Below are 224 nucleotides of genomic sequence, written 5' to 3'. Positions count from 1 at the left end.
CCTGGCGAGCCGGAACAAGCCGTCGAACCAGCGTCAGAAGCTTTAACGGAAGAAGTGGAAGCAGCAGAGCAAATTTCTCCGTTGGAATTGGAATTCGAAGAGGCTTTGTCCATTGAAGATCCCAGTTCAGACAGCGACAGCCAGCAATTAACTGAAGATGCGTTCAACGATTTGGTTGAAACAAACCAGACAGAAAACAATATTGCCGAAGCCGAAGCCGAAGC

At 48.7% G+C, this 224-nt stretch carries 1 protein-coding gene; it reads left to right on the top strand.

The genetic code is table 11. The annotated features are described in order from the left end of the window. Positions 1-224: hypothetical protein (locus tag B2W60_RS14305; protein ID WP_292362904.1), on the top strand; the 224-nt coding region annotated here is incomplete at both ends.

The organism is Methylophaga sp. UBA2496 (assembly GCF_002341635.1).
Lineage (GTDB): Bacteria > Pseudomonadota > Gammaproteobacteria > Nitrosococcales > Methylophagaceae > Methylophaga.
The sequence above is the reverse complement of the archived record's forward strand: the minus strand, read 5'-3'. Positions and strand labels throughout refer to the sequence as shown.